We start from the raw sequence: 16790 nt of genomic DNA on the forward strand, positions 1-16790 counted from the left end.
TTGGTTCCTCATAACCCTGCTTTCAAACTTGCTTCGATAAATTGATCCAGGCTGCCATCCAGCACTGCCTGGGTATTGCGGGTCTCTACACCAGTACGCAGATCTTTAATGCGCGAGTCGTCCAGGACATAGGAACGAATCTGGCTACCCCAGCCGATGTCAGATTTGTTATCTTCCATCGCCTGCTTTTCGGCATTCTTTTTCTGCATTTCCAGTTCATAAAGCTTCGCTTTCATCTGCTTCATGGCCTGGTCTTTGTTCTTATGCTGAGAACGGTCGTTCTGGCACTGTGTCACGGTATTGGTCGGAATGTGGGTAATACGTACCGCAGATTCCGTACGGTTAACGTGCTGGCCACCGGCACCTGACGCACGATACACATCGATACGCAGATCCGCCGGGTTGATATCGATGTCGATATCATCGTCCACTTCCGGGTATACAAACGCGGAGCTGAACGATGTATGACGACGACCACCGGAGTCAAACGGGCTCTTACGTACCAGGCGATGAACGCCAGTTTCAGTACGCAACCAGCCGTAAGCATAATCACCGGAAATTTTAATCGTGGCAGATTTCAGGCCCGCCACTTCGCCTTCGGACTCTTCAATCACTTCGGTTTTAAAGCCGCGTGCTTCAGCCCAGCGCAGGTACATACGTACCAGCATGCTCGCCCAGTCCTGCGCTTCTGTACCACCAGAACCCGCCTGAATGTCGAGATAACAATCAGCATTGTCATATTCGCCGGAGAACATACGACGGAATTCTAACTGAGCTAATTTCTCTTCCAGTTGATCAAGCTCAGCAACTGCTTCATTGAAGGTCTCTTCGTCTTCAGCTTCAACAGCAAGTTCCAGCAGACCGGAAACATCTTCCAGCCCCTGAGCCATCTGATCCAGCGTTTCGACGATGGCTTCGAGGGAGGAACGTTCTTTACCCAGCGCCTGTGCGCGCTCAGGTTCGTTCCAGACATCCGGCTGTTCCAGCTCGGCGTTTACTTCTTCCAGACGCTCTTTCTTGGCATCATAGTCAAAGATACCCCCTAAGAACGTCAGAGCGTTCCGTGAGGTCCTGAATGCGGTTTTTTACCGGATTAATTTCAAACATGGTCTGTTTTCTTTAATTGGACTTGTAAAATGCGGTGTTAAGGGGCGAATTTTACCGGATCTCCGCCCCTTTTTATAGCGATTACTGCCACGCGCTGTCTCTAGACAGGCCAAATATTGTCAATAATCAGCTGTACACTTCGGTTGCCACGGAATTCGTTGATATCAAGCTTATAAGCCAGCTCAACCTCACGCACACCGTTATCTGGCCAGCAGGCCGTGTCGATATTAAACGCGATGCCGTCAAGCAATGGCCCGCCGCCGACCGGCTCTACCATCACTTTTAAATGACGCTCTCCAACCAGGCGCTGCTGCAACAGCCGAAAACGCCCGTCGAACAACGGCTCTGGAAACATTTGTCCCCACGGGCCAGCATCGCGCAGCATTTGAGCGATTTCCAGCGTCATCTCATTGGGTGACAACGGCCCGTCAGAGATTACTTCACCCTGTAGCAGCGACGGATCCAGCCAGTCAGTGACCAGCTCACCAAAACGTTGCTGAAACTCGTCAAAACGAGCCTCTTCAAGCGACAGCCCCGCCGCCATGGCATGGCCACCAAACTTGATTATCAAACCGGGAAACAGCGTATCAAGGCGCTCCAGGGCATCTCGCATATGCAGGCCCTGAATAGAACGACCGGAGCCTTTTAACGTACCGTCTCCCGCAGGGGCAAAAGCAATGACCGGACGATGGAAACGCTCTTTTATCCGCGAAGCCAGAATACCGACCACGCCCTGGTGCCATTCGGGGTGATACATGGCGAGGCCCCCCGGGAGGGTATCCCGAGAGCGCTCGAGCTTCTCGCAAAGCGTCAGCGCTTCTGCCTGCATCCCCTGTTCAATCTCTTTGCGCGTCTGATTCAGCGCATCGAGCTCGTTGGCGAGCATTCGCGCTTCACCCGGGTTATCACAAAGCAGCAGCGCCACGCCAACGGACATATCATCCAGCCGGCCAGCAGCATTCAGACGCGGCCCAAGCGCAAAGCCAAGATCGCTTGCCGCCAGCTTCTGCGCTTCACGATTAGACACTTCAAGCAGCGCTTTGATACCGAGACGGCACTTCCCGGCACGAATACGACTGAGCCCCTGCCAGATAAGAATGCGATTGTTAGCATCAAGCGGTACTACGTCCGCCACGGTGCCAAGCGCAACCAGGTCGAGCAGCTCCGCCAGATTCGGCGGCGTAATGCCTCGCTCCTCGAACCAACCGTTGTCACGCAGGTGGGTACGAAGCGCCAGCATCAGGTAAAACGCCACCCCCACGCCCGCCAGCGATTTCGACGGAAAGTCGCAATCATTCAGATTTGGGTTAATGATGGCTTCGGCGGCCGGCAGCGTGTCACCCGGCAGGTGGTGATCGGTCACCAGCACCGGGATGCCGAGCGCATGCGCACGATCCACTCCCGCGTGGGAAGAGATGCCGTTATCCACGGTCATAATGAGCTGTGCGCCGCGAGCGTGGGCCTGTTCAACCACTTCCGGGCTAAGGCCGTAGCCGTCTTCAAAACGGTTCGGCACCAGATAGGCGATGTTCTGGCAACCCAATGCACGCATGCCGAGCACGCTGAGCGCGGTACTGGTTGCGCCATCGGCGTCGAAATCGCCCACCACGACAATACGCAGCCCTTCCCGGAAGGCGTTATGCAGGATCTCAACGGCCTTTTCCACACCGCTAAGCTGCTGCCAGGGCAGCATCGCCTTCACGCTGCGCTCAAGATCGCTTGCGCTCTTCACGCCCCGACTGGCGTAAAGTCTGCGCAAAAGCGGCGGCAGTGACTCAGGTAGCACCACCGCCTCGTCGACTTCTCGCCGACGAAGTTGTATCTGTGATTTCACGCGAATCAGTTACCGCTGGTTTGTTTCTGGTGTTCATCAAGAAACGCTTTCATCTCTTTTGGTCCCTGATAACCAGGTACCACGAAACCGTTGCTCAACACAATGGCCGGCGTTCCGTTCACGCCAAACTGCACGCCCAGCGCGTAGTGTTTAGCGATATCGATGTCGCAGGAGGCAGGTTTAACACCTTTGCCCTGCATGGCGTCATCAAAGGCTTTCTGGCGGTCTTTGGCACACCAGATAGATTTCATGTCGCTCTCAGCCTGGCTCTGCACGCCCTGGCGCGGGAAAGCGAGATAACGCACGGTAATACCAAGCGCGTTGTAGTCTTTCATCTCTTCATGCAGCTTGTGGCAGTACCCGCAGGTGATATCGGTAAACACGGTGATCACGTGTTTTTCCTGCGGGGCCTTATAGACGATCATCTCTTTTTCTAACGCATTCAGGCGGGTCATCAGCAGCTGATTAGTGACGTTTACCGGCTGAGCGCCGCTGACGTCATACATCGGTCCCTGAATGATATGTTTACCGTCTTCGGTGACGTACAGCACCCCGCTGTCGGTGAGCACGGTTTTCATGCCTGCAACCGGTGCAGCCTGAATATCCGCGTTCTGAACACCCAGTTTCTTCAGGGACTGTTTGATGGCTGCATCATCAGCATGGGCCGCGCCAGAGAGCGAAGCGGCCAGCAGAGTGAACATCAGTAAACCTTTTTTCATACCATTTCCTTTTAATCAGCCTTCACGCACGCGGGTGATGCTGTTGATGGAGCTGCCGCAGGCGTTCGGTCGCGACATGGGTGTAGATCTGTGTTGTTGACAGATCGCTATGCCCAAGCAGCATTTGCACCACGCGCAGATCTGCGCCGTGGTTCAGCAAATGCGTCGCGAACGCATGTCGTAAAACGTGCGGCGAGAGTTTTTCACTGTCTATGCCCGCCAGTTGAGCATAGTGCTTAATTCGATGCCAGAAGGTCTGGCGCGTCATTTGCTGAGCCCGGGAGCTTGGGAACAGAACATCCAGCGAAACGCCGTTCAGTAGCCATGGCCGCCCGTGTTCAAGATAATTCTCCAGCCAGTACACCGCTTCTTCTCCCAGCGGAACCAGCCGTTCTTTGTTGCCCTTGCCAATAACCCGCACCACCCCTTGTCGTAAACTTACGTCGCTCATGGTCAGGCTAACGAGCTCGGTAACGCGCAGCCCGGTGGCGTAGAGTACTTCCAGCATAGCTTTATCGCGTAACTCCAGCGGCTGGTCAACTAACGGTGCCTGTAACAGGCTGTCGACCTGCGCCTCGCTGAGATCTTTGGGCAACCGCTGCGGGAGTTTTGGTGAGGCCAGCTGGGCGCTGGGGTCGTCAGCGCGTAGTTTTTCCCGATACAGATGCTGGAAGAAACGACGCATGGCGCTCAGCAAACGGGCAGAACTGGTTGCTTTATAGCCACCGGCTTTACGTTCAGCAAGCAGCGCCTGCAGTTCGTCATGCTGAACGGTTTCGAGGGTTGATCCGCGATGGTTCAGCCACTCCACCAGCATGGTCAGATCCCGACGATAGGCGCTGAGCGTGTTTTCCGCCAGATTTTTCTCAAGCCACAGCGCATCGAGAAACTGTTCTATTTGTGCGAGATCCTTTTCCACATTCGCTCCTCTCAGTCGGCAACCCGGGTCATTATGCCTGAACGGAATTCATTTCTGTTACACTAGCGCGAAGTCATAGCAATAAATGAGACGTTTACGCGATGAACATTGGCCTTTTTTATGGTTCCAGTACCTGTTACACCGAAATGGCGGCGGAAAAAATCCGCGACGTGATCGGCGACGAACTGGTGACGCTGCACAATCTTAAAGATGATTCACCCTCGTTGATGGAGCAGTACGATGTGCTCATCCTTGGTATTCCGACCTGGGATTTTGGTGAAATCCAGGAAGACTGGGAAGCCGTCTGGGAACAACTGGATACGCTGAATCTGCAGGGCAAGATCATCGCGTTATACGGTATGGGCGATCAACTTGGCTACGGCGAGTGGTTCCTCGACGCCCTTGGTATGCTGCACGATAAGCTGGTCACCAAAGGCGTACAGATGATTGGCTATTGGCCAACGGAAGGTTATGAGTTCACCAGCCAGAAACCCATTATTGCCGACGGGCAACTGTTCGTTGGGCTGGCGCTGGATGAAACCAACCAGTACGACCTGAGCGATGAGCGCATCCAGAACTGGTGCGAGCAAATCCTCGGTGAAATGGCTGAACGCTTCTCCTGAGCCCGCTACTGTTGCGCCGGTTGTTGCATAATTATCCGGCGCAAATCCCGCCACTCTCCGGCTTCCATACTGTCTGCCGCCAGCCATAGATGATGTTTACGGCGATGACCGACCCGACGGATCCGCAGCAGCATCCCGCCCGATAATATCCAGGGTGTGCCCAGGATATCCCACTCCTGATTTTGCCAGCGTAGACGTGAATCTATCAGTAGTTTAATTTCGCCCTGCCGCGCGTTGATTCTCCGCTGGCTGCGGACGCAGTCAAACACCACCAGCGAAAGCAGCAGCAGCCACAGCGGCGTATAGCTCAACGGCCAGGGCATCAGTAATACCACCCCGGCCACCACGCCATGAAGTAGCAATGACAACCATTGTGCGCGCCATGAGACGCGAAGATCAGATTGCCACAGGACCACGTTCCCGATTCCGTGTCTGAATAAGTTGTACCATGCGCTGGAAACCGGCATCGGCAGGTTTGCCGTGGTTCATCAGCCAGTTAAACAGGTCTGGGTCGTCGCACTCCAGCAGACGAACGAAGAGGAGTTTATCTTCATCACTCAGCGTGTCGTACTCGTACTCAAAGAACGGCATGATGGAGATATCAAGTTCGCGCATACCGCGACGGCATGCCCAGTGGATACGGGCTTTGTTATTAATGTCCATGTTGTCCTTCCTGCATAACGATACCGAATAGTTTAACGCGTTTTCCGCCCTTACTTTACAGGATTATTACACTGTGCGGTGCCTCTTCCACAAAAAACCCTTTCATTTGCAAGGATTTCAATTTTTCTCGTGTCTTCTCGCATAACCGTCAAACGGCACAAAAGGGCTGTGGAAAGCGCTTGCATTAGGGCCTGTCTCTTTTACCATTAGTCATTATCAGAGCGTTAAGCAATTCAGGACATTATTATGGCATTTACTCCATTTCCTCCGCGCCAGCCTACCGCCTCTGCGCGTCTGCCGCTGACGCTAATGACCCTTGATGACTGGGCACTGGCACGCATTACCGGCCCTGATGCCGAGAAATACCTGCAGGGGCAAGTGACTGCAGATGTCGCGCAAATGAACGACAGCCAGCATCTGCTGGCCGCGCACTGCGACGGAAAAGGTAAAATGTGGAGCAATCTGCGTCTTTTCCGTCAGCCCGAAGGCTTTGCCTGGCTTGAGCGCCGTAGCCTGCGCGATGCCCAACTCACCGAGCTGAAAAAATATGCCGTGTTCTCGAAAGCGACCATTGCCGCTGACGATGAGCATGTTCTGCTGGGCGTTGCCGGTTTCCAGGCACGCGCAGCGCTGGCAAATCTGTTTACCACCCTTCCTGACGCCGAACAGCAGGTTACCCATAATGACGCGACGACCCTGCTGTGGTTTGCCGAACCGGCTGAACGTTTCCTGCTGGTGACCGATGTCGCCACCGCAGAGAGCATCGTTGACGCCTTACGCAGTGAAGCACAGCTGAACAACAGCCAGCAGTGGCTGGCGCTCGATATTGAAGCCGGGATCCCGGTTATCGACGCGGCGAACAGCGGGCAGTTTATTCCGCAGGCCACCAACCTGCAGGCGCTGGGCGGGATCAGCTTCAAAAAAGGGTGCTATACCGGTCAGGAGATGGTGGCACGAGCAAAATTCCGGGGCGCCAATAAACGTGCGCTGTGGTATCTGGCAGGTCACGCCAGCCGCGTACCGGAAGCCGGAGAAGATTTAGAGTTGAAAATGGGTGACAACTGGCGCCGTACCGGCACCGTACTCGCCGCCGTTCAGCTCGACGACGCCCGCGTGCTCGTTCAGGTCGTGATGAACAATGACATGGAAGCTGACAGCGTATTTCGCGTTCGCGACGATGCTAATACCCTGAGCATCGAGCCGCTGCCTTATAGCCTGGAAGAAGAATAAGATCTTTAGTCACGCGACCCGGCACCGCCGCCGGGTCGTTGTTGCTATTTATAAGACGTATAAATAGATGGCGAGGAAGTGGCACACGCTGCCTCCGAGCACAAAACCGTGCCAGATAGCATGATTGTACGGGATACGTTTACAAACGTAGAAAATCACCCCCAACGAATAAACCACCCCACCCGCCGCCAGCAGCGTAACACCACCCACCGCAAGCTTGATGGCTAACTGATATACCACAATCAGAGACAGCCACCCCATGATGAGATAAGTCACCAGCGACAACACTTTGAACCGGTGCGCGATAGTCAGTTTGAACAGGATCCCAACCAGCGCCAGGCTCCAGATGACAATCATTAGCCCCCGCGCCAGCGGTGAGTCAAGCCCCACCAGCAGAAACGGCGTATAGGTACCGGCAATCAGCAGGTAAATGGCGCAATGGTCGAACTTTTTCAGCCACTGCTTTGCCCGTTGATGGGGAATAGCGTGATACAGGGTGGAGGCAAGAAACAGCAGGATCATGCTGCCGCCGTACAGGCTATAGCTGGTGATAGCCATAGCGCTGGCATTGGTATCCACAGCCTGCACCAGCAGCAACACCAGGCCGACAATCCCGAATACCAGGCCTATCCCATGGCTGATACTGTTAGCAACCTCTTCAGCCAGTGAGTAACCCTGGGTAATTAATGCTTTACGAACCATACTGAGCTCCGGAAGAACTAATCTACAATTAGCGCATCACTAGCGTAACTGAGAATGATTCCAGTGAACACATGTTCGCTAAAATAAATACGTGAATATTTATAACCATAACAAAATCATTAAGTTACGTTTTTATTTCAACTAACAGGTGTTCTCTATAAACTCAAAGGCATTTGAATTCAATCACATAAAACTGATTCTCACCGGGGTAAATGTCTGAAATAACTTGCTTAAGCTGCGCCAGAGTCATGTTTTCCTGTTGGGCATGCTGAGTGGTAAGAGCGTCGAGCATCACCGTTGAGGTTGCCACTACCTCGATAGTGCAGAAGTAGCCATCATCTTCGTAGCGCCCCACGCGCAGAATATCCCCGACGTTAAAGTGTGACTCGCTCGCGTCGCGCAGGGTTATGGTTTTACGCCCGGCTAAAATGTCTTCCTGAAAGCGCTGAAAAAAAGTGATGTCGTTAGCTGTCATGTTATGCTTTCCTTTCGCTGAATGTCTGTCGAGAGTAACCCGTACCGTGAGCCTATTTTCACACGCCGCCATTGCCAGCCTCAACAATCTCGAAATGATGGTCTACCACTTTGTCATCAAAAATCGCGACACGGTGATGTACATGACCATTCGTGAACTGGCCGATGCCGCGGGGGTATCCACCACCACGGTGCTGCGTTTTTGTCGTCGCCTGGGCTGTGAAGGGTACTCTGAGTTTCGGGTGCGTTTTAAATTATATTTAGAGCAGGAAGAACCTCAACAGACAAATTTTGGTGCCAGCGAAATAATCAGTTTTTTTAAAAGCGTTAATAACGACGAGTTCGATACACTACTTGATGATGCAGTCGATATTATCCTCGCTTCAGAACGTATTATTTTTGTCGGTGCAGGCACCTCCGGTTCTCTGGCAAAATATGGCGCACGATTTTTCTCCAACGTTGGTAAATTCAGTAACCATATTGACGACCCTTATTTCCCGGTCACCAACGATATGGCAAAGAATGCGCTGGCGATTGTGCTGTCGGTCTCCGGAGAAACCGAAGAGATCCTGCGCTTTGCCAGCCAGTTCAGTCTGCATCACTGTAAAGTGCTCTCCATTACCAGCCACGAGCACTCACGCCTGGCAAAGCTTGCTGATTTTAACCTCTCCTGGCATGTGCCTCAGACTCGTATAGCGGGCGTCTACGATATTACGACCCAAATCCCGGTTATTTATATTCTGGAATCCCTGGGGCGAAAACTTGCCAAGAAGCTACGTTAAAAAACAGCTTGTTTTTTGGATGTAACAAATCACATTCGGCCTGAATTGTTATATCGTGACAATTCACTTCGCTTTGTTAGACTCATTTTCAGCGATTTATTGAATGAGATTAATAGCGATGAAAAAACTGACTCTACCGAAAGACTTTTTATGGGGTGGCGCCGTCGCGGCACACCAGGTTGAAGGTGGCTGGGATAAAGGCGGCAAAGGCCCCAGTATTTGCGACGTTCTGACCGGCGGCGCTCACGGCGTTCCACGTGAAATCACCCAGCAGGTTGAAGCAGGAAAGTACTACCCGAACCATGAGGCCGTCGATTTCTACGGGCATTACAAAGAAGACATTAAGCTCTTTGCTGAAATGGGCTTCAAATGCTTCCGTACCTCCATCGCCTGGACCCGAATCTTCCCGAAAGGTGACGAAGCGCAGCCGAATGAAGAAGGGCTGAAGTTCTACGACGACATGTTCGATGAACTGCTTAAATACAATATCGAACCGGTTATCACCCTCTCCCATTTCGAAATGCCACTGCATCTGGTTACGCAGTACGGTAGCTGGACTAACCGTAAGGTGGTTGATTGTTTTGTACGCTTCGCTGAGGTGGTTTTTGAGCGCTATAAGCACAAAGTGAAGTACTGGATGACCTTCAACGAAATCAATAACCAGCGTAACTGGCGTGCACCGCTCTTTGGTTACTGCTGCTCCGGAGTCGTTTATACCGAACACGACAATCCGGAAGAGACCATGTACCAGGTACTGCATCATCAGTTCGTTGCCAGCGCCCTGGCGGTGAAAGCTGCTCGCCGCATTAATCCAGAAATGAAAGTCGGCTGCATGCTGGCGATGGTGCCACTCTACCCCTATTCCTGTAAGCCAGAAGACGTGATGTTTGCTCAGGAATCAATGCGTGAACGCTACGTCTTTACCGACGTCCAGCTGCGCGGTTACTACCCGGGTTACGTGCTGAACGAGTGGCAGCGCCGTGGCTTTACTATTCACATGGAAGAAGCTGATGCACAGATCCTGCGCGAAGGGACCTGCGATTACCTCGGCTTCAGTTATTACATGACCAACGCGGTCAAAGCCGAAGGGGGTACCGGGGATGCAATTTCCGGGTTTGAAGGCAGTGTGCCTAACCCGCATGTAAAAGCCTCCGACTGGGGCTGGCAGATTGACCCCGTTGGGCTGCGCTATGCGCTATGCGAGCTGTACGAGCGCTACCAGAAGCCGCTCTTTATCGTTGAAAATGGTTTTGGAGCCTACGATAAAGTCGAAGCCGACGGCACTATCAACGACGACTACCGTATTGAATACCTGCGCGCGCATATTGACGAGATGGTCAAAGCGGTCACCTGGGACGGCGTCGACCTGATGGGCTACACCCCGTGGGGCTGCATCGACTGCGTTTCCTTTACTACCGGACAGTACAGCAAGCGCTACGGTTTTATTTACGTTAACAAACACGACGACGGTACCGGCGATATGTCCCGCTCAAGGAAGAAGAGCTTTAACTGGTACAAAAACGTGATTGCCAGCAACGGCGAAAATCTCTGATTATTTGCCGGATGTGACGTGAAAACGTTATCCGGCAGAAAATGAATTATCTCCAAAAAATAAGGGCGCCGGAGCGCCCTTAATCAAACCGTAAACCGATGTGGTTACTCGTAATCGCTCATCGGTACACAAGAGCAGAACAGATTACGATCGCCGTAAACGTCATCCAGGCGTTTCACCGTCGGCCAGTATTTGTTTGCAAAGCCTCCCGGGAAGACCGCCTGCTCGCGGGTGTAGGCATGGTTCCACTCGCTCACCAGCTCATTCTGGGTGTGCGGTGCGTTTACCAGCGGGTTATCTTCCAGCGTCCAGTGACCCTGCTTCACCTGGTCAATTTCAGCACGGATAGCCAGCATCGCATCGATGAAGCGGTCCAGCTCCACCTTGCTTTCCGATTCCGTCGGCTCCACCATCAGCGTACCCGCAACCGGGAACGACATGGTCGGTGCGTGGAAGCCGTAGTCAATCAGGCGTTTAGCGATGTCGAGCTCGCTGATGCCGGTCTCTTCTTTCAGAGGGCGAATATCCAGAATACATTCGTGCGCCACGCGACCGTCGCGGCCGGTATACAGCACCGGGAACGCGTCTTTCAGACGGGACGCGATGTAGTTGGCGTTCAGAATAGCCATCTGGCTCGCCTGCTTCAGGCCTTCAGCCCCCATCATACGGATGTACATCCAGCTGATTGGCAGGATTGAAGCGCTGCCGAACGGTGCAGCAGAAACCGCACCCTGACGGGTCAGCATACCTTCAATTTGCACCACGCTGTGGCCCGGCACGAACGGAGCCAGGTGCGCTTTCACGCCGATAGGCCCCATACCCGGGCCACCACCGCCGTGCGGGATGCAGAAGGTTTTGTGCAGGTTGAGGTGAGAGACGTCGGCACCGATAAAGCCCGGTGAAGTGATCCCCACCTGAGCGTTCATGTTTGCGCCATCGAGATAAACCTGACCGCCGAACTGGTGTACGATTTCGCATACTTCACGAATCGTCTCTTCGTACACGCCGTGGGTAGACGGATAGGTCACCATGATACAGGAGAGGTTCTCACCCGCTTGTTCTGCTTTTGCACGCAGATCGGCGAGATCGATGTTACCGTTCTTATCACAAGCCACAACCACTACCTGCATCCCTGCCATCTGGGCAGACGCCGGGTTAGTGCCGTGCGCGGAGCTTGGGATCAGGCAAATATCACGATGACCGTCGTTGCGGCTTTCGTGATAGTGACGGATCGCCAGCAGGCCCGCGTATTCGCCCTGCGCGCCGGAGTTCGGCTGCATGCAGATTGCGTCATAACCGGTCAGCTTCACCAGCCACTCGGAGAGCTGGCTAATCATCTGATGATAGCCTTCCGCCTGCTCTGTCGGGCAGAACGGGTGCAGTTCGGCAAATTCCGGCCAGGTGATCGGCAGCATTTCTGCGGCGGCGTTGAGCTTCATGGTGCAGGAGCCCAGCGGGATCATCGCCTGGTTCAACGCCAGATCTTTGCGCTCAAGCGAGTGCATATAACGCATCATCTCCGTTTCGCTGTGATAGCGATTAAACACCGGATGGGTCAGGATAGCGTCATCACGCAGCATCGGAGTCGGGATAGAGCGGCTGTCGAGGGCAATTTCTTTATCGAGCTTATCGATATCCAGGCCGTGATTGTCGCCAAGGAACACGGTAAACAGATTCAGCACGTCTTCACGGGTTGTGGCTTCGTCGAGGGTAATCCCCACCGCGCCAACGATGTCGCTACGCAGGTTGATTTCCGCCGCTTCAGCACGAGCCAGCACTGCTGCTTTGTCCGCCACTTCTACGCACAGGGTGTCAAAGTAGTGAGCAAAACGCAGCTTCTGGCCCTTCTGCTGCAGGCCGGTCGCCAGCACATCGGTCAGACGATGAATACGGCCCGCAATACGCTTGAGACCAACCGGACCATGGAACACCGCGTAGAGGCTGGCAATGTTAGCCAGCAGCACCTGGGAAGTACAAATGTTGGAGTTCGCTTTCTCGCGACGGATATGCTGCTCGCGAGTCTGCATCGCCATGCGCAGCGCCGTGTTACCCGCAGCATCTTTCGATACCCCGATAATACGGCCAGGCATAGAGCGTTTGAATTCATCTTTTGCCGCGAAGAATGCGGCATGTGGGCCACCGTAACCCATCGGTACACCGAAGCGCTGCGCGGAACCGAAGACAATGTCGGCACCCTGTTTGCCAGGCGCGGTGAGCATGACCAGGGTCATGAAGTCAGCGGCGACGCTGACCACCACTTTGCGGGATTTCAGCTCAGCAATCAGTTTGCTGTAGTCGTGAATTTCACCGGTGGTGCCAACCTGCTGCAGCAGTACGCCAAAGACGTCCTGGTGATCCAGCGCTTTTTCAGCGTCATCAACGATAACGTCAAAACCGAAGGTTTCGGCACGGGTACGCACCACGTCCAGGGTCTGCGGGTGAACGTCCGCCGCCACGAAGAAGCGGTTGGCGTTTTTCAGTTTGCTGACGCGCTTTGCCATCGCCATGGCTTCTGCCGCCGCGGTTGCTTCATCCAGCAGAGAAGCGGAGGCGATATCCAGTCCGGTCAGATCCAGCGTTACCTGCTGGAAGTTCAGCAATGATTCGAGACGGCCCTGAGATACTTCTGGCTGATACGGGGTGTATGCGGTGTACCAGCCCGGGTTTTCCAGCATGTTGCGCAGGATAACCGGCGGCAGCTGCACGGCGGTGTAGCCCATGCCAATGTAAGACTTAAAGCGCTTGTTGCGACCCGCGATGGCTTTCAGTTCTGCCAGCGCTGCAAATTCGGTTGTCGACTCACCCACCTGCGGCGGTGTGGCAAGCTGGATATCCTTAGGCACAATCTGCCCGATGAGCGCGTTTAACGAATCAGCGCCTACGGTGTTGAGCATCTCCTGCTGTTGCTGAGTGTCCGGTCCAATGTGACGTTCAATAAAAGCGCCGCGGTTTTCAAGCTGGCTTAAAGTCTGGGTCATGAGCGATGGTTCCTGAAACATGCAGTGATTTTAAGATTTCCTCTCCCTGAGGGAGAGGAAAAAAACCTTATTCGTCTTCTAACAGGGCTTCGTATGCGGCAGCATCCAGCAGAGCAGCAACCTGAGATTCGTCGCTGGCTTTGATCTTGAAGATCCAGCCGTCGGTGTACGGATCGCTGTTAACCAGTTCCGGAGAATCGCTCAGTTCGTCATTAACCGCGACGATCTCACCGCTAATCGGAGCATAGATATCGGATGCTGCTTTTACAGATTCCGCTACCGCGCAGTCATCGCCTGCGTCAACGTTTTTACCCACGTCCGGCAGGTCGACAAATACCATGTCACCCAGCAGCTCCTGCGCGTGCTCGGTAATACCGACGGTGTAAGTGCCATCCGCTTCTTTACGCAGCCATTCGTGTTCTTTGCTGTATTTCAGTTCTGCAGGTACGTTGCTCATTCAAAATTCTCCAGAAAAAATAATCGATTACACAACGGCTTTGCCATTGCGAACAAAAACAGGTTTGGTCACTTTCACCGGCATTTCGCGGTTACGAATCTGCACTATCGCCGTGTCGCCAATGCCCTGAGGCACGCGAGCCAGCGCAATGCTGTAACCCAGCGTTGGTGAGAAGGTACCACTGGTGATAATGCCTTCTTTTTGGTTGCCCTGGGCATCGGTAAAGCGCACCGGCAGCTCGCCGCGCAGAACGCCTTTCTCAGTCATAACCAGGCCTACCAGCTGCTCAGTGCCGTTTGCACGCTGAGCTTCCAGCGCGTCGCGGCCAATGAAATTACGCTCAGCCGGTTCCCAGGCGATAGTCCAGCCCATGTTGGCTTCCAGCGGAGAGATACTTTCGTCCATCTCCTGGCTGTAGAGGTTCATACCCGCTTCCAGGCGCAGGGTGTCACGCGCGCCAAGACCGCACGGCTTCACACCAGCTTCCACCAGCGCCCGCCAGAAATCCGCCGCCTTTTCATTTGGCATCGCGATTTCATAGCCCGCTTCACCGGTGTAACCGGTAGTGGCAATGAACAGATCTCCTGCCTGCACGCCGAAGAACGGCTTCATACCTTCAACGGCTTTGCGCTGGGCATCAGTAAACAGACTTGCCGCTTTGGCCTTAGCCTCAGGCCCCTGCACGGCAATCAGCGACAGGTCGTCACGCACGGTAATGTCGATACCATACGGTTCAGCCTGCTGGCTAATCCAGGCAAGGTCTTTTTCACGGGTCGCTGAGTTAACGACAAGGCGGAAGAAATCATCAGAAAGGAAGTAAACAATCAGGTCATCGATGACGCCTGCGGAGGCATTGAGCATGCCGGTGTAAAGCGCTTTACCGGGGATCGTCAGTTTTGCGACGTCATTTGCCAGCAAATAGCGCAGAAACTCCCGGGTCCGGCTGCCGTGCAGATCGACTATCGTCATATGCGAAACGTCGAACATACCGGCACCCGTACGAACAGCGTGGTGCTCATCTAACTGGGAGCCGTAATGCAGCGGCATCATCCAGCCGTGGAAATCCACCATGCGGGCGCCACACAGCGTGTGTTGTTCATACAAAGGCGTCTGTTGAGCCATCTTTTCCTCGTTGAATAAGCAAGGGCCAGCACGCATTTTGCGGCAACATTTGTGCCACAAAACCCATCGTCGACGCCCATTCCCGGGCATCGACGCAAACGTTCTCTTTAGCCTGAACTTACCACCGAAACGAGCGGTAAACCATAAGGCAAAGTGGGTCATCACATTAGCTTATGACCAAAACGAGCAAAAAACTGTACAGAGTTATCGACTGGAAAAATGCGATTAATACCACATAAAATTAACAACTATGGCCAGCAGTTCAGGACAAGCTGACATTTTGTGCGGGAAAAGGGACAAAATTCGCGTAGCGAAAATTTCACCGCATTACTAAATCTAATGCGAAAAAGTTGCTGGAATTAGATTATTTCAAACGAGGAGAGACTTCCCGGCGCACAGGCCGGGAGAAGAAGTGTGACGCAGTTAACGTAACCAGGAAGGAAGATCGTTGAGGCCCATCGCCTGACGAATCAGTTGCGGTTTCACGCCGGGGAGCGTATCCGCCAGTTTCAGACCAATATCGCGCAGCAGTTTCTTCGCCGGGTTTTCTCCGGCAAACAGTTCGCGGAATCCCTGCATACCGGCAAGCATCAGCACAGCGCTGTGTTTGCGGCTGCGCTCGTAGCGGCGCAGGTACAGGTGCTGACCGATATCTTTACCCTCACTATGCAGGCGCCTTAACGTCTCGATAAGCTCTGCGGCATCCATAAAGCCAAGGTTTACCCCCTGCCCGGCAAGCGGGTGAATGGTATGCGCAGCATCCCCTACCAGCGCCAGTCGATGCGCGGCAAACTGACGGGCATAGCGTCCGGTCAGCGGGAATACCCGACGCTCACTTTCCAGGGAACACAGCCCCAGACGGTTGTCGAAGGCAATATTCAGCGCCTGATTGAACGCCTCATCGCTGGCCGCCTGCATCCGCTCGGCTTCCAGCGGAGGCAATGACCAGACGATTGAACAGAGATGCGGGTCACTCAACGGCAGGAAAGCCAGAATGCCCTCGCCGTGGAACGCCTGCCGGGCAACGGCCTGGTGTGGCTCTTCAGTTCGAATGGTTGCCACCAGCGCATGATGGCGATAGTCCCAGGAGGCCAGCGGAATATCCGCATGTTGACGCACCCATGAGTTGGCGCCGTCGGCGCCCACCACGACTCGCGCGGTCAGCATGCTGCCGTCTTTTAGCGTAATGAAGGCTTCGTTTTCACCCCACGCCACCTGCTGCAGCGCGGCAGGTGCCATCAGAGTGACGTCGCGGCACTGCTGCGCTTTTTGCCACAGCGCATAGTGGATAACGTCATTTTCAATGATATGACCAAGATGGCTGTAACCGAGGCTGCTGTCTTCAAACGCGATACGGCCAAAGCTGTCCTTATCCCACACTTCCATGCCGTGGTAGCAGCTGGCACGATTTGCCAGAATAGATGACCAGACGCCAAGGTGCGTCAGCAGTTTTTCACTGGCGGCATTAATTGCCGACACCCGCAACGCAGGCGCTGCTTCTGCGGCCAGCGGCTCGGGAACAGATTGTTCCAGTACTGCAACGCGTAATCCGCTGCCCTGCAGGCCGCAGGCAACCGCCAGTCCAACCATGCCACCGCCAACGATAGCGACATCAACACTTTGCACTC

At 54.1% G+C, this 16790-nt stretch carries 16 protein-coding genes; 4 read left to right on the plus strand and 12 right to left on the minus strand.

All coding sequences use genetic code 11. The features are described from left to right. Window positions 1-8: 8 nt before the first annotated feature. The 4 genes from prfB to xerD form a co-directional block, all read right to left on the minus strand. Window positions 9-1107, minus strand: a protein-coding gene (prfB, locus tag C7387_RS13015; RefSeq protein WP_112471493.1) for a peptide chain release factor 2 whose coding sequence is annotated in 2 segments (ribosomal slippage) — window positions 9-1031 and window positions 1033-1107 — 1098 coding nt in all. Because the reading frame shifts where the segments join, the coding sequence is not laid out codon by codon here. 100 nt (window positions 1108-1207) lie between these two features. After that, window positions 1208-2941 carry a single-stranded-DNA-specific exonuclease RecJ gene (gene recJ, locus C7387_RS13020; RefSeq protein WP_120816839.1) on the minus strand — a complete coding sequence of 578 codons (1734 nt, stop codon included), beginning with the start codon at window positions 2939-2941 and terminating at the stop codon, window positions 1208-1210. 5 nt (window positions 2942-2946) lie between these two features. After that, window positions 2947-3660, minus strand: a complete 714-nt coding sequence (gene dsbC, locus C7387_RS13025) for a bifunctional protein-disulfide isomerase/oxidoreductase DsbC (protein WP_006818412.1) — start codon at window positions 3658-3660, stop codon at window positions 2947-2949. Window positions 3661-3682: 22 nt separating this feature from the next. Further along, entirely contained in the window at window positions 3683-4579 is an 897-nt protein-coding gene (gene xerD / locus C7387_RS13030) for a site-specific tyrosine recombinase XerD (protein WP_038255494.1), read from the minus strand. A gap of 101 nt (window positions 4580-4680) precedes the next feature. Here xerD and fldB point away from each other — a divergent pair, with 101 nt between their 5' ends. Then, window positions 4681-5202, plus strand: a complete 522-nt coding sequence (gene fldB / locus C7387_RS13035) for a flavodoxin FldB (RefSeq protein ID WP_006818410.1) — start codon at window positions 4681-4683, stop codon at window positions 5200-5202. Between the two features lie 5 nt (window positions 5203-5207). Here fldB and C7387_RS13040 read toward each other — a convergent pair whose 3' ends face one another. Then, window positions 5208-5618 carry a protein YgfX gene (locus tag C7387_RS13040; protein ID WP_038255496.1) on the minus strand — a complete coding sequence of 137 codons (411 nt, stop codon included), beginning with the start codon at window positions 5616-5618 and terminating at the stop codon, window positions 5208-5210. After that, complete coding sequence (gene sdhE / locus C7387_RS13045; RefSeq protein WP_006818408.1) at window positions 5599-5865, minus strand: FAD assembly factor SdhE; 267 nt, start codon at window positions 5863-5865, stop codon at window positions 5599-5601. The genes C7387_RS13040 and sdhE overlap by 20 nt, the downstream gene beginning before the upstream one ends. Before the next feature lie 246 nt (window positions 5866-6111). Here sdhE and ygfZ point away from each other — a divergent pair, with 246 nt between their 5' ends. Beyond that, window positions 6112-7095 (plus strand): tRNA-modifying protein YgfZ, encoded by a 984-nt coding sequence (gene ygfZ / locus C7387_RS13050; RefSeq protein ID WP_038255498.1) that lies wholly within the window; start codon window positions 6112-6114, stop codon window positions 7093-7095. Window positions 7096-7143: 48 nt separating this feature from the next. Here the strand turns inward: ygfZ and trhA are convergent, their stop codons facing one another. Beyond that, window positions 7144-7797, minus strand: a complete 654-nt coding sequence (gene trhA, locus C7387_RS13055) for a PAQR family membrane homeostasis protein TrhA (RefSeq protein WP_006818406.1) — start codon at window positions 7795-7797, stop codon at window positions 7144-7146. Between the two features lie 163 nt (window positions 7798-7960). Continuing rightward, window positions 7961-8272: a N(4)-acetylcytidine aminohydrolase gene (yqfB, locus tag C7387_RS13060; protein ID WP_120816840.1), complete on the minus strand. Its 312-nt coding sequence runs from the start codon at window positions 8270-8272 to the stop codon at window positions 7961-7963. A 46-nt stretch (window positions 8273-8318) separates the two neighbouring features. On the opposite strand from yqfB, the gene C7387_RS13065 reads away from it, so the two are divergent. Both C7387_RS13065 and C7387_RS13070 read left to right on the plus strand, forming a co-directional pair. After that, a complete protein-coding gene (locus C7387_RS13065) occupies window positions 8319-9053 on the plus strand; it encodes a MurR/RpiR family transcriptional regulator (RefSeq protein ID WP_038255585.1) in 735 nt (244 codons plus the stop codon). Window positions 9054-9171: 118 nt separating this feature from the next. Continuing rightward, window positions 9172-10605, plus strand: a complete 1434-nt coding sequence (locus C7387_RS13070; protein WP_038255500.1) for a 6-phospho-beta-glucosidase — start codon at window positions 9172-9174, stop codon at window positions 10603-10605. A gap of 104 nt (window positions 10606-10709) precedes the next feature. Here the strand turns inward: C7387_RS13070 and gcvP are convergent, their stop codons facing one another. From gcvP to ubiI, 4 genes are all read right to left on the minus strand, one after another. Continuing rightward, window positions 10710-13583 (minus strand): aminomethyl-transferring glycine dehydrogenase, encoded by a 2874-nt coding sequence (gcvP, locus tag C7387_RS13075; protein ID WP_120816841.1) that lies wholly within the window; start codon window positions 13581-13583, stop codon window positions 10710-10712. Between the two features lie 67 nt (window positions 13584-13650). Further along, a complete protein-coding gene (gcvH, locus tag C7387_RS13080) occupies window positions 13651-14040 on the minus strand; it encodes a glycine cleavage system protein GcvH (RefSeq protein ID WP_006818399.1) in 390 nt (129 codons plus the stop codon). Between the two features lie 27 nt (window positions 14041-14067). Then, the gene (gene gcvT, locus C7387_RS13085) at window positions 14068-15162 is read right to left on the minus strand and encodes a glycine cleavage system aminomethyltransferase GcvT (RefSeq protein WP_038255505.1); all 1095 of its coding nucleotides are present in this window, start codon (window positions 15160-15162) and stop codon (window positions 14068-14070) included. 423 nt (window positions 15163-15585) lie between these two features. After that, complete coding sequence (gene ubiI, locus C7387_RS13095; protein ID WP_120816842.1) at window positions 15586-16788, minus strand: FAD-dependent 2-octaprenylphenol hydroxylase; 1203 nt, start codon at window positions 16786-16788, stop codon at window positions 15586-15588. Window positions 16789-16790 lie beyond the last annotated feature (2 nt).

This window comes from Yokenella regensburgei, from assembly GCF_003634235.1.
Lineage (GTDB): Bacteria > Pseudomonadota > Gammaproteobacteria > Enterobacterales > Enterobacteriaceae > Yokenella > Yokenella regensburgei.

Coding starts and splice junctions, on each gene's coding strand:
- dsbC (WP_006818412.1), bottom strand. CDS start 3,660: ATGAAAAAAGGTTTACTGATGTTCACTCTGCTGGCCGCTTCGCTCTCT.
- fldB (WP_006818410.1), top strand. CDS start 4,681: ATGAACATTGGCCTTTTTTATGGTTCCAGTACCTGTTACACCGAAATG.
- sdhE (WP_006818408.1), bottom strand. CDS start 5,865: ATGGACATTAATAACAAAGCCCGTATCCACTGGGCATGCCGTCGCGGT.
- ygfZ (WP_038255498.1), top strand. CDS start 6,112: ATGGCATTTACTCCATTTCCTCCGCGCCAGCCTACCGCCTCTGCGCGT.
- trhA (WP_006818406.1), bottom strand. CDS start 7,797: ATGGTTCGTAAAGCATTAATTACCCAGGGTTACTCACTGGCTGAAGAG.
- yqfB (WP_120816840.1), bottom strand. CDS start 8,272: ATGACAGCTAACGACATCACTTTTTTTCAGCGCTTTCAGGAAGACATT.
- C7387_RS13070 (WP_038255500.1), top strand. CDS start 9,172: ATGAAAAAACTGACTCTACCGAAAGACTTTTTATGGGGTGGCGCCGTC.
- gcvP (WP_120816841.1), bottom strand. CDS start 13,583: ATGACCCAGACTTTAAGCCAGCTTGAAAACCGCGGCGCTTTTATTGAA.
- gcvH (WP_006818399.1), bottom strand. CDS start 14,040: ATGAGCAACGTACCTGCAGAACTGAAATACAGCAAAGAACACGAATGG.
- gcvT (WP_038255505.1), bottom strand. CDS start 15,162: ATGGCTCAACAGACGCCTTTGTATGAACAACACACGCTGTGTGGCGCC.